The following is an 11886-nucleotide window of genomic DNA, read 5'->3' as shown; positions in this document are numbered from 1 at the left end:
ATTACTTTTCTACTATTATATTGTCTGTCTTTATAGACACATTTTTCGTGAACCCGCTAACGATAAACATCACAATCATATTCATTAACAATGCGACTATACCTACATTTAAATCTTTTATATATTGAGGGAAACCCGGAAACATCGTAGCTATAGTTGAACCAGATAAAGTAATATATGCGACCACTAACAGCCCAATCCCCATTCCTGCAATTGCCCCTTGCTTCGTAATAACTTGGCGAGGAAACAAACTACATACAAGTGCAGGGAAAAGTTGTGTCACTATACTGTATCCCATTAAAAGAAGAGCCCCTATCGTTTCTCCTCCTTTAAATGTAAACAATACTGCAACAAGCGTTACTACAGGCACAAATAATTTTGCAGCTTTAGCAACTTGTCTATCTGAAGCAGATGGGACCATTGTTCGGTAAATGTTTTTTGCTAACAATGTAGATGCCGCCATAACAAGCATGGAACCTGGAACTAATGCTGTTAATACTCCTGCACTACCAATAATCCCAATAAACCATGGATCAAATGTTTGAAGAGCGAGACGGAATAACGAAAGGTCTACATCCCCTCCCTTTAACCCTGGAACTTGCAGTATAGCAGCAAAACCTGCAAAGAATACGAAAAGCAATACTAAAGAATAAAGGGGCATGATCGCCGCGTTTTTCCTAAATACTTTTTCATTTTTTGCAGAGAAAGCAGAAGCAAATGTATGGGGCCACATATAGAAACCGAGAGCTGTTAATACAATAGTAGAAACAAACCAAGAAATGCTCATCCCTTCATCAGGTAAAGATAAAAATCCTGGTTTCGCTGCTTCTACCGCTTCAAACATCGGCTGAAATCCTCCATAATAATGGTACGGTAAATATATACCTAAAAACATAACGATAAACAGTATCATAATATCCTTCAAAGCGGCTGTCCAAGCAGAGCCGTGTATACCTGAAACCATTACATATATCGTTATAACAATCGCACCAATCCACACTGCAATAACTGGTGATACCCTTCCGTAAGATGCTTCCGAAACGATAATTCCTAATCCTTTTAACTGTAAAACAAGGTATGGAATAATCGAAATAACCCCAATGACAGAAACGATAATGCCAAGTGTCTGACTCTTATATTTCTTCACAAAAAAATCTGGCTGCGAAACAAGATTATGCTCTTTCGCATACTTCCAAACTGGCGGCAATAAAAAGTAAGATAAAATATAAGCTAGTGCACCATAACCTAAAATATAGAAAGTAGGTGCTCCTTTACTATACGCCCATCCACTTCCACCTAAAAATGTGAACGTCGTATAAATTTCACCTGCCATCAGAAGAAAAACAAAAATAGTGCCAAATCCTCTTCCACCAACTGACCATTGCTCTAAATTCATATGTTTTCCATGTTGTGCCCGAATTCCTAAAAATAGTGCGAGAAACAAAAATAATATAATGATAAGTAATGCGGTCATTTCACATCCCCCTTATTAGCAGGATCAAATACGTACACAAGTCCCATACAAAGAGACGTAATGAGCACCGATAATAATACCCAAAACAATAAAAACGGCATCCCTAATACGTAAGGAGTAACTGAATTAGCAAATACGGGTCCAACAACTAAACAAAAAACTGGAATAAGCGCTAATACGTGTATTTTCTTCATCTCATTCTCCTTTACTTATAAAATTCATAATGGATGATACAAAGACTTCCACTCCAATCGGTAATGCATCTTCATCAATCGTAAAACGAGGATGATGGTGAGGATATATAATTCCTTTCTCTTTATTTCCCGCTCCGATAAAAAAGAATGTCCCTGGCGCCTTTTGTAAAAACGCTGAGAAATCTTCCCCGGCCATCGTTGGCTGTAAACGAGTAACTTGTTCCCTTCCATAAAGCTGTAACGCTGTTTGCTCAATAATCTCTGTAACTTCATAATCATTTACTACTGGTCGATATCCATATTCATAAGAAAATGTATATTTCGCTCCGTAAGATTCCGTCACATGCTTCACAATCCGTTCAATCCTTTTCTCTGTTTCTTCTCGCAACTCATGCCTTAAACTTCGTACTGTCCCTTCAATTTCCGCTTGTTCTGGAATCACATTATGGGTTGTCCCAGCGTGAAATTGCGTAACAGATAATACAAGGGAATCTAACGGATTCGTGAGGCGAGATACAATGTGCTGAAGTTGCGAAACAACTTGTGTACCGATTGCAATACTATCAACCGTTTCATGAGGAATTCCAGCATGTCCACCTTTTCCTTCTATCGTAATTTTAAAAACATCTGGGGCTGCCATTGCAGGACCATAAATTACACCTATTTTACCAACCTCTAACGATGCCCAAAGGTGAGCACCAATAATATAATCCACACATTCCATTACACCCGCTGCAACCATTTCCTCTGCACCGCCAGGAAAGTTTTCTTCTGCATGTTGGAAGAGAAAACGAATCTCCCCTTTAATCTTCTCTCTTTTTTCTACTAACTTATGTACGACCCCAAGTAATATCGCTATATGTCCATCATGGCCACATGCATGCATCACACCTGGATGTGTAGAAATAAAATCAAACTCATTTTCTTCATGAATAGGAAGAGCATCCATGTCAGCACGAACCGCGATGGTTTTACCAGGTTGTTTACCAATTAACCTTGCCATTACACTATATTTAGTAGGTCTTGACACTTCTAAATATGGGATTTTTCGAAGTATATCGAATACAAACTGTGATGTTTTTTCTTCTTGAAAAGATAACTCTGGATACTTATGAAAATGCCTTCTCCACTCAATTAATTGATTTTTCGATAAAACCAGTTCCTTTGCAACATCCATTTCTCTTCGCCCCTTCTTCACCAAGTTAAATGTTATTATAGCGTGAATCGTTATCTTTTAAAAGAATCTTCTGAATTTTCGGTTATAATAACTTAAAAATAAAAAGCCATCAAAAAGATGACTTTTTCATTATTATAAAATAGTAATCGCTTGTTTCCCCATTTGCTCCCAAGCTTTCTCAAACTCTGCTCGTGGAACAGCAAAACGCGGATTATTTTTAAGTGGATCATTTACATATACAAAGTTTTGATCATACCCAACTATTACTACACTATGTTCATAATATGTAATTTTCACTTCGCCAGAGCTTGTATTCCATGTTTCAAAACTACTCTCGGCTAGTGGCTTAAACGTTGTATTAATAATGACCCATACTGGCGAACCGGAACTAACTACTTTATACATATCTTGCACGTCTCTACCTGTTAAATTAACTACTTTTTCAGGAGCATATTTTTCTGCTAAATTAAAAACGGGTTGATTATATACACCATATCCTGGCTCTGCCTTCGTATAAATATTTCCAACGAACCCCTCATAAGGATTTCCACGTAAACCATTTTGTTCAAATGGAACACGATGAATTTCGCTAGCAAGTTGCATCTTATCTACTTGTATACCTTTGTATTGTAGCAACATAGCCAAACTTGTAACTTCACATCCACGAGGTAATTCTGGTAACTGCTTTATAAACGGAACATTTTCAATCATAGTCGCTTCTTTCATTTCAGATAGAAACTCTAAACGGAACACTTGCGCCTTTTGTATAATTTTATCTTTCCCTATAAAAAACGCAGCAGCACATATAATTCCAAAAACAAAAAGATATTTTAACTTTTTCATTTTAAACAAAACTCCATTAATTATTATTTTACAGACATACCTCTTATCATTGTACCTTTCTTCTTACTAGTTTGCTAGAAAGATTCTGTGAATTATTGTTCACACTTTTATCGTTATAAATTTCTAATTATTTTTAATAAAAAGAAAAAACAACATACTTTTCTGAATCATTTTGCTGAAACCAAAATGATTCACATATCATCCCATTAACAAAAAGCACACTTAGAGCATTTAATCATAGTTCGTATTTTTACATACTCCATTCATTTCATAATAAATAAGCCAAGTATGTGTCACATCCCCCACTAATGTTTAAAAACTCGGAATAAAAATCAGTTCATACATACAAGAAAATAACGGGGGAGGGACATATGAATCAACAAGTAGAACAAAATGATTTAAATTACCGCTACCATTTTATCCAATCGTAGTATTCTCACTCAATTTCATTACATTTGTTAGTTTAGCTTTCATTCCAGATCAGAGAATTGCTCTTTATTGGGGTATTCCATTTATGATTTTTTGTTACATTTTATACCAATTAAAATATAAAAAAGTTGTCACATTTGAACAACAAATAAATCTAAAAAAGAAGTAAACTAAATATACTAAATATTCAGCTATCTTTCTTATCATAAGATAGCTTTTTTCTATTTCTTGGATATCTTGGTATAACTTTATTTATCTTAAAATTTCCACAATCACGTTTTTTACTGGAAAATGGTTTACAATGTTATCAAGTTACAAATGATATTCACCTTAAAAAGTGTGCATTTGTGTCTATTTTTTAACAATATCACAAAAACTATTGCCATCTATAAATTAATAGGTTTATATTGTTTTATTGGCATAGTTTCAATCCAAGGAGAAAGGAGATTTTCAATCGTGCAACTAAAGAAAACGTTTTGGAAGCTGGCTTCGCTTCTTCCGTTATCATTACTTCTGTTCCTCGGCGGCTGTGATAAGAAACTCGCAGTATTAAATCCGCAAGGACCTGTTGCAAAAGCACAGTATGATTTAATTGTTTGGTCATTCTTGCTTATGTCATTAATTATCGCAATTGTATTCATCTTGTTTACAGTCATCTTGATTCGTTATCGTGAAAAACCAGAGAATATGGACTACGAGCCACCTGAACAACACGGTAACACATTATTAGAAATTATTTGGACGCTTGTTCCTGTTATTATCGTTATCGCATTATCGATTCCAACAGTAAAAGCAACGTATGCTTCGGAAGAGGTTCCGGCAGAGTCCAAACATATTAAACCAGTTGAGATTTATGTTACATCTGCAAACTGGAAATGGTTATTCAGTTACCCAGAGGAAAAAATTGAAACCGTTAACTATTTAAACATCCCAGCTGGTGTACCAATTCAATTCAAACTGACTTCTGTCGGTCCAATGAATGCGTTCTGGGTACCAGAACTTGGTGGTATGAAGTACACTATGGATGGCATGATTATGGATCTTTATTTACAAGCTGATAAGCCTGGTTCTTACCTAGGCCGTAGTGCGAACTTCTCTGGTGAAGGATTCACACATATGGAGTTCGAAGTTGAAGCAAAAACTAAAGAGAAATATGACAAGTGGGTTAAAGAAGTACAACAAACTGCTCCTAAACTAACAGAAGATAAGTACAACGAAATTGTTAAACCTGGTGTAGTTGGTCGTATGACATTCTCTAGTCACCACTTAAGTTATGTAGATCCAAAATCACTTGAATATTGTGATTACAACTACTACAAAAACAAAAAATAATAGCTATTATTCCAACAGATTGGAGTGAACACAGTGAAGCTTGATGAATTCTTTGTCACAGGTGACCCGATTATTTACGGTGCAGACGCTTCTATCGTTCTTGTGACATTAGCAATCATTTTCGTACTAACAAAGTATAAAAAATGGAAATGGCTTTGGGACGAATGGTTAACAACTGTTGACCATAAAAAGATTGGGGCCATGTATATTATTTCTGCGGTTATCATGTTATTCCGTGGTGGTATGGACGGTTTAATGATCCGTGCACAGTTAACATTCCCAGAAACAACTTATTTAAACGCTGAACACTATAACGGAATCTTCACAACACATGGTACAGTTATGATTCTTTTCATGGCGATGCCATTCGTTATGGGATTAATGAACCTTGTAGTACCATTACAAATTGGTGCTCGTGACGTTGCATATCCGTTCTTAAATGCTTTAAGTTTCTGGTTATTCTTTGTCGGAGCAATGTTATTCAACATCGCTTTCGTAATCGGTGGTTCTCCAGACGCTGGGTGGACTTCTTACTTCCCAATGGCAGGTACAGAGTTTACTTCTGGTGTAGGAAATAACTACTACGCAATTGCATTACAGATTTCAGGTCTCGGTACGCTAATGACCGGTATTAACTTCCTTGTTACTATCTTAAAAATGCGTACACCTGGTATGACTTTAATGAGAATGCCAATGTTTACTTGGTCAATCTTAATTACAACAGTTATCATTATTTTCGCTTTCCCAGTATTAACAGTTGCTCTTGCATTAATGACATTTGACCGTCTATTCGATGCCCACTTCTTTACGATGGCGAGCGGCGGTATGCCAATGTTATGGGCCAACCTATTCTGGGTATGGGGTCACCCTGAAGTATATATCGTTATTTTACCGGCATTCGGTATTTTCTCTGAAATCATTAGTACATTCTCACGTAAACGTCTATTCGGTTACAGTGCGATGGTATACTCAATGGTTGCAATTTCTTTACTAAGTTTCGTCGTATGGCTTCACCACTTCTTCACGATGGGTGCAGGTCCAGCGGTTAACTCATTCTTCTCGATTTCGACAATGGCGATTTCGATTCCAACCGGGGTTAAGATCTTTAACTGGTTGTTTACACTGTATAAAGGACGTATTCGTTTTACAGTACCAATGCTTTGGTCATTGGCATTTATTCCAAACTTCGTAGTCGGTGGGGTTACAGGGGTTATGCTTGGTATGGCAGCAGCTGATTATCAGTACCATAACAGCTACTTCCTAATTGCTCACTTCCACTACGTATTAATCGCAGGTACAGTATTCGCTATGCTTGCTGGATTCACATTCTGGTATCCAAAAATGACTGGTCATATGTTAAATGAACGCCTAGGTAAATGGACATTCTGGATCTTTATGAGCGGATTCAACATCTGTTTCTTCCCAATGTACTTCTTAGGTTTAGACGGTATGACTCGTCGTATGTACACTTACTCTGAAAGTCTTGGATGGGGATGGCTAAACCAAATCGCATCTGTTGGTGCGGTAATGATGGGTATTGGCTTCCTAATTCTTTGTTACAACGTAATTTGGAGTGCTCGTCACGGTGAACGTGACACAACTGGAGACCCATGGGATGGCCGTACACTTGAATGGGCAACTCAATCTCCTGTACAACATTACAACTTCGCGAAACTTCCTGAAATCAAAGAAGCTGATGCTTTCTGGTACATGAAAAAACGCGGAGAAACAGTTACACCAGCAGCAGAAGATATCAAACCAATTCACATGCCAAGTAACTCTGGTGTGCCTATTATTGCGTCTTTATTCTTCGGTCTTGCAGGTTTCGCATTAGTATTTAGCTGGTTCTGGCTTGCAGCAATCGGCGGCGTTGGTATTTTAGCTTGCTTAATCTATCGTTCATTCGACTATGATGATGGCTACTACGTAAGCGTTGATGAAATTAAAGAAACAGAACATATAGCATGAGAGGTGAAATGATATGGCGGCTTTAGATAAAAGCTTACCTTTGGAATATCAATCCGAGCAAAGCAGATTGAATATCCTAGGATTTTGGATTTTTCTTGGGGCTGAAATTATGCTGTTCGCAACACTTTTCGCCTCTTATCTAGTACTTGCTGGTCGTACGGCAGATGGCCCAACTCCAGCGCAACTGTTTGAACTTAAAACGCTTTTAATTCAAACATTATTACTTTTAACAAGTAGTTTCACATGTGGTATCGTAATTCACGAAATGCGTAAGCACAACCAAAAAGCAATGCTTGGATGGTTCATCCTTACATTACTTTTAGGTGCAGGTTTCCTATTCTTTGAAATCGAAGAGTTCATTATGTACATCGGTGAAGGCGCAACAATTCAAACAAGTGCTTTCCTATCTGCATTCTTCGTTCTTCTTGGAACGCACGGAGCCCACGTAACAGGCGGTATCATTTGGGCAATTTGTGTTATTATCCAAATTTTAAAACGAGGTTTAACACCAGTTACAGCTCGTAAAGTATTTATTATCAGCTTATACTGGCATTTCCTTGATCTTGTTTGGGTCTTTATTTACACACTAGTTTACTTGAACGGGATGGTGGCGTAAATGGGTCAAAATAACAACCAGGCAAACGGGCATGCGCATAGCGGATTCCCTTGGTCACACGTTTTCGGATTTATTTTATCGCTTGCACTAACGTTTCTAGCGTTATACGTGGCACTTTATACAAACCTGCCACTTTCAACAATCTTAACAACTATTATCGTAATGGCTGTTGCGCAAGCGTTGTTACAATTAATTATGTTCATGCATTTAAAAGAAGGAGAAGGAAGAGTTCAAATTCTTACTATGATATACAGTTTCTTCGTTGCAACTGCAACAGTTGGTTTAACTGTATGGATCTTCTTCTCAATGTAATGTACATGAAAAAGACTGCTGAGATTCCTCAGCAGTCTTTTTTTATCCCTCATTAATGAGCAGTAAGACCCCAGGGGGATCAACTGCCCGTAAAAGCCTTCACTTTATCCCCTATTACATCCACATTACGGAATTAACAACAGAATCATGAAAAATATACTTATTATGACAAATCTTAAGAAAACTCTTTCTTTATGAAATCGAATCCATATGCGTTGCTTTTCTACCTATTATATGGCTAAATAGGTACTATATTTATTTGAAGGGAGAGAACGCAATGGAACATCATACTTCTGTTCTATCACTTATGGTTGTCGTTGCAATCGCGTTTTTCGTTCCCCTTTTGTTACAACGCTTTAAATTAAAAGCACTTCCTGTCGTTGTTGCAGAAATCATCGCAGGAATCTTTGTAGGTAAAAGTGGGTTTAATATTATTGAGCCAGATATGTGGCTTCAAGTCTTATCGACACTAGGATTTATCTTCTTAATGTTCTTAAGCGGTTTAGAAATTGATTTTTCTATCTTTAAACAAAAAGGGAAAAAGAATACAACAAACGAACCAAACACATTCCAGGCAGCAAGCATTATCTTTTTATTTATTTTTATCTTATCTTATGCCCTATCATTACTATTCGTATGGCTAGGATTCGTAGATAATGCAATGTTTATGACTTTAATTATTTCCACTATTTCTTTAGGTGTTGTTGTACCAACATTAAAAGAAAATAACTTAGGAAAAACGGCAATCGGCCAAATCATTTTATTAGTCGCTGTTATTGCAGATTTAGTTACAATGATTTTACTCGCTGTATTTGTCGGATTAAATTCCGAAAGCGGTCAAAGCATGTGGCTCCTTCTTCTTCTATTCGGCGCTGGTATTGTTATTTACTTCGTTGCAAAACGCTTTAAAAACATTCCATACTTAGATAGCTTAAAAGCTGGTAGTGTACAAATTGATACACGAGCTGTTTTTGCACTCATCTTAATATTAGTTGGGTTATCTGAATCTGTTGGAGCTGAAAATATTTTAGGTGCCTTCTTAGCAGGGGTACTCGTATCGTTATTATCACCAAATGAAGATATGGTGGAAAAGCTGGATTCCATCGGATATGGTTTCTTCATTCCTATTTTCTTCGTGATGGTTGGTGTAAACTTAGAGGTTTGGTCTATTTTTAAAGAACCTTCTAGCATGCTAATGATCCCAATTTTAATTGTAGGACTCTTTATTTCAAAGCTGTTACCATCACTCGTCTTACGAAAATGGTATCCACGTAATATCGTACTAGGAAGTGCCATCTTATTAACATCGACACTTTCTTTAGTTATTGCAGCTGCACAAATTGGTGAAAAACTAGGAATCATCAGTCCAAGTTTATCTGCTTCCCTTATTTTAAGCGCAGTTATTACTTGTATTTTTGCACCTATATTATTTAAAAAAATGTTCCCAAAAGTAGAAACATCAAAACCAAAAGTTTCTATTATTGGCGCAAGCAGAATTACCCTTCCGTTATCACTTGATTTAAAACGAGAAGATTATGACGTAACACTATATATGATGCGTCAAAATAAAATAAATGATGAAGAAGCAAAATCACATGACTTCCCTATCGTGAAATTAGATGACATCACAATCGCATCATTAACTGAACAAACAGCATTTCATGCAGATCGTGTTGTTGTTGCAACAAGTGATGATGAACAAAACTTATTATTAGCAGAACACGCAAAAGATCTAGGTGTTGAACATGTTATTGCAAGTGTAGAAGATCCACTTCTACAAGAAAAAGCAACGCAAGAACATATCGCCGTATTCTCAACAATTAACTCTACACGTATTCTGTTACGTGCACTAATTGATAAACCGAGTCTCGTTCGCTTAATTACAACAGCAAATGAAACAGTTCGTGAAGTTGAACTACGTAGCAATACATATAACGGTGTTGCACTACGTCGCCTTCCGTTTTTAGGGGATGTACTCGTCATTCAAATTTACCGCGGTAATAAAGCATTAATCCCGCATGGTGATACGAGACTACAACATGGTTATACATTGCTTGTCACAGGTTCAAAAGAACATATTGATACGTTGAAAAACATATTAGAATAAAAAATGCCCCTTACATAATTGAGGGGCATTTTTTTCCATTCCATATGGTAAAATGTTACTATCACATATTATGAGGATGGGTCACATTATGTCTATTGTAACTTTAGCTCTTTTATTATTGGCGGAAATACTCGTTGCCATTATTCTCATCGGTGTTAGCATTGAAATTTGTAGTTACGGATGGAAAAAATCGAATGGAATAAAATACTCTTGCCTCTTACTTTCACTCCTTCTCGGAATTGCTAGCATACTCGGACTTTTCGCCGCACCTGCCTATTTCTTTATACAACTAACAGAAAACGCCTTATAAGAAAGGATGTTAATATGATTACCGTGAAAAATATTGAGGGATCTGAAACTTACGTATTACGTCAAAAAATTTTACGCCCGAATCAAACATTAGCGGATTGTAAATACTCTTCCGACTATGAAACAGACACCTTTCACTTAGGCGCATTTATAAACGATGAACTAATTAGTATCGCTTCCTTCTCAAAAGAGATATACCCTGACTTACTAGCAGGTGTTCATTATCGTCTACGAGGAATGGCCACATTACCTGAATTTCGAAACAAACGTGCTGGAAGTTCCTTAATTCAGAAGGCGGAGCAAGTCTTGCAAGAACGTAAAGCAAATATATTATGGTGTAATGGCCGAATTACTGTAGCTGACTATTACAAGCGCTTAGGCTTTCAGGAACATGGTGAAATCTTTGAAATTGAACCGATTGGCCTTCATAAAGTACTGTATAAAAGAATATAAGAAAAGCTTTCCGCAATATGGGAAAGCTTTTCTTATATTTCAATCTTCACTTTTTATTTTTCTCATATATATGTATATAAACAAACTAGGAACTAAAAAACAAGCAAACATAATAAGTCCTGTCATACTAATTTCCTTTATAGCAATATCTGGTGTTACAATAATACAAATAGCTAAAATTCCAATAACAATACCTACTGGAATAAATAATAATTTCATAAAATAGCTGCGTGATACTCCACCTGTATGCTCATATGCCTCTACAGAATGTTTTAAATTTAAGAAGTTAATGACTACGATCCCGCCCATAAATACCATTAATAAATCCGAAACACTTTCATATCCTGCACCTTGCAAAACGTAGCGATAAAAAACGATACCTAGTATGACGATATTTTGTAAGATGAAAACGAGTCTAATATGTTTTAGCCCCTCAATCATTAAACGTTCATCTTTCACAATCCTCACTCCTCTTCCTCCCAAAATAAATCATTCAATGTTTTGTCTACCGCATAACAAATTTTCAAACATAAATCTAAAGACGGGTTGTATTTCCCCTTCTCAATTAAACTAATCGTTTGCCTTGTAACGCCTACTTTTTCTGCTAATTGTTGCTGTGTTAAATCTAACTGAACACGCGCGACTTTTATTTTACTTACAGCCATTCATGTT

At 36.5% G+C, this 11886-nt stretch carries 13 protein-coding genes and 1 pseudogene; 8 read left to right on the top strand and 6 right to left on the bottom strand.

The window, feature by feature from the left end:
* Position 1: 1 nt before the first annotated feature.
* From QCI41_RS21575 to QCI41_RS21560, 4 genes are all read right to left on the bottom strand, one after another.
* Complete coding sequence (locus QCI41_RS21575) at positions 2 to 1474, bottom strand: sodium:solute symporter family protein (protein ID WP_353836720.1); 1473 nt, start codon at positions 1472 to 1474, stop codon at positions 2 to 4.
* Complete coding sequence (locus QCI41_RS21570) at positions 1471 to 1668, bottom strand: DUF3311 domain-containing protein (protein WP_000719861.1); 198 nt, start codon at positions 1666 to 1668, stop codon at positions 1471 to 1473. The genes QCI41_RS21575 and QCI41_RS21570 overlap by 4 nt, the downstream gene beginning before the upstream one ends.
* Before the next feature lies 1 nt (position 1669).
* Positions 1670 to 2845 (bottom strand): amidohydrolase, encoded by a 1176-nt coding sequence (locus tag QCI41_RS21565; RefSeq protein WP_353836721.1) that lies wholly within the window; start codon positions 2843 to 2845, stop codon positions 1670 to 1672.
* 132 nt (positions 2846 to 2977) lie between these two features.
* A complete protein-coding gene (locus QCI41_RS21560) occupies positions 2978 to 3688 on the bottom strand; it encodes a C39 family peptidase (protein ID WP_353836722.1) in 711 nt (236 codons plus the stop codon).
* 397 nt (positions 3689 to 4085) lie between these two features.
* On the opposite strand from QCI41_RS21560, the pseudogene QCI41_RS21555 reads away from it, so the two are divergent.
* From QCI41_RS21555 to QCI41_RS21520, 8 genes and pseudogenes are all read left to right on the top strand, one after another.
* Positions 4086 to 4286: pseudogene (locus QCI41_RS21555) on the top strand (amino acid permease); the annotation flags it as partial.
* A gap of 287 nt (positions 4287 to 4573) precedes the next feature.
* Positions 4574 to 5449 (top strand): cytochrome aa3 quinol oxidase subunit II, encoded by an 876-nt coding sequence (locus QCI41_RS21550; RefSeq protein WP_046957295.1) that lies wholly within the window; start codon positions 4574 to 4576, stop codon positions 5447 to 5449.
* Between the two features lie 33 nt (positions 5450 to 5482).
* Positions 5483 to 7417, top strand: coding sequence for a cytochrome aa3 quinol oxidase subunit I (gene qoxB / locus QCI41_RS21545; protein ID WP_000762383.1), 1935 nt, complete (start codon positions 5483 to 5485; stop codon positions 7415 to 7417).
* Positions 7418 to 7430: 13 nt separating this feature from the next.
* Positions 7431 to 8033 carry a cytochrome aa3 quinol oxidase subunit III gene (gene qoxC, locus QCI41_RS21540; protein WP_000729313.1) on the top strand — a complete coding sequence of 201 codons (603 nt, stop codon included), beginning with the start codon at positions 7431 to 7433 and terminating at the stop codon, positions 8031 to 8033.
* Positions 8034 to 8345 carry a cytochrome aa3 quinol oxidase subunit IV gene (gene qoxD / locus QCI41_RS21535; RefSeq protein ID WP_000531382.1) on the top strand — a complete coding sequence of 104 codons (312 nt, stop codon included), beginning with the start codon at positions 8034 to 8036 and terminating at the stop codon, positions 8343 to 8345.
* Between the two features lie 277 nt (positions 8346 to 8622).
* Complete coding sequence (locus tag QCI41_RS21530; protein ID WP_353836723.1) at positions 8623 to 10452, top strand: monovalent cation:proton antiporter family protein; 1830 nt, start codon at positions 8623 to 8625, stop codon at positions 10450 to 10452.
* Between the two features lie 52 nt (positions 10453 to 10504).
* Positions 10505 to 10762 (top strand): DUF4022 family protein, encoded by a 258-nt coding sequence (locus QCI41_RS21525; protein ID WP_353836724.1) that lies wholly within the window; start codon positions 10505 to 10507, stop codon positions 10760 to 10762.
* A 14-nt stretch (positions 10763 to 10776) separates the two neighbouring features.
* Positions 10777 to 11214 (top strand): GNAT family N-acetyltransferase, encoded by a 438-nt coding sequence (locus tag QCI41_RS21520; RefSeq protein ID WP_000633772.1) that lies wholly within the window; start codon positions 10777 to 10779, stop codon positions 11212 to 11214.
* A gap of 39 nt (positions 11215 to 11253) precedes the next feature.
* Here the strand turns inward: QCI41_RS21520 and QCI41_RS21515 are convergent, their stop codons facing one another.
* Both QCI41_RS21515 and QCI41_RS21510 read right to left on the bottom strand, forming a co-directional pair.
* Positions 11254 to 11682 (bottom strand): hypothetical protein, encoded by a 429-nt coding sequence (locus QCI41_RS21515; protein ID WP_088608991.1) that lies wholly within the window; start codon positions 11680 to 11682, stop codon positions 11254 to 11256.
* Positions 11679 to 11879, bottom strand: coding sequence for a helix-turn-helix transcriptional regulator (locus QCI41_RS21510; RefSeq protein ID WP_000301181.1), 201 nt, complete (start codon positions 11877 to 11879; stop codon positions 11679 to 11681). The genes QCI41_RS21515 and QCI41_RS21510 overlap by 4 nt, the downstream gene beginning before the upstream one ends.
* Positions 11880 to 11886 lie beyond the last annotated feature (7 nt).

The organism is Bacillus cereus group sp. MG4 (genome assembly GCF_040460055.1).
Lineage (GTDB): Bacteria > Bacillota > Bacilli > Bacillales > Bacillaceae_G > Bacillus_A > Bacillus_A wiedmannii.
This window is presented reverse-complemented; position numbering and strand designations above follow the sequence as displayed.

Coding starts and splice junctions, on each gene's coding strand:
- QCI41_RS21575 (WP_353836720.1), bottom strand. CDS start 1,474: ATGACCGCATTACTTATCATTATATTATTTTTGTTTCTCGCACTATTT.
- QCI41_RS21510 (WP_000301181.1), bottom strand. CDS start 11,879: ATGGCTGTAAGTAAAATAAAAGTCGCGCGTGTTCAGTTAGATTTAACA.
- QCI41_RS21560 (WP_353836722.1), bottom strand. CDS start 3,688: ATGAAAAAGTTAAAATATCTTTTTGTTTTTGGAATTATATGTGCTGCT.
- QCI41_RS21520 (WP_000633772.1), top strand. CDS start 10,777: ATGATTACCGTGAAAAATATTGAGGGATCTGAAACTTACGTATTACGT.
- qoxD (WP_000531382.1), top strand. CDS start 8,034: ATGGGTCAAAATAACAACCAGGCAAACGGGCATGCGCATAGCGGATTC.
- QCI41_RS21525 (WP_353836724.1), top strand. CDS start 10,505: ATGTTACTATCACATATTATGAGGATGGGTCACATTATGTCTATTGTA.
- QCI41_RS21570 (WP_000719861.1), bottom strand. CDS start 1,668: ATGAAGAAAATACACGTATTAGCGCTTATTCCAGTTTTTTGTTTAGTT.
- QCI41_RS21530 (WP_353836723.1), top strand. CDS start 8,623: ATGGAACATCATACTTCTGTTCTATCACTTATGGTTGTCGTTGCAATC.
- qoxC (WP_000729313.1), top strand. CDS start 7,431: ATGGCGGCTTTAGATAAAAGCTTACCTTTGGAATATCAATCCGAGCAA.
- QCI41_RS21565 (WP_353836721.1), bottom strand. CDS start 2,845: ATGGATGTTGCAAAGGAACTGGTTTTATCGAAAAATCAATTAATTGAG.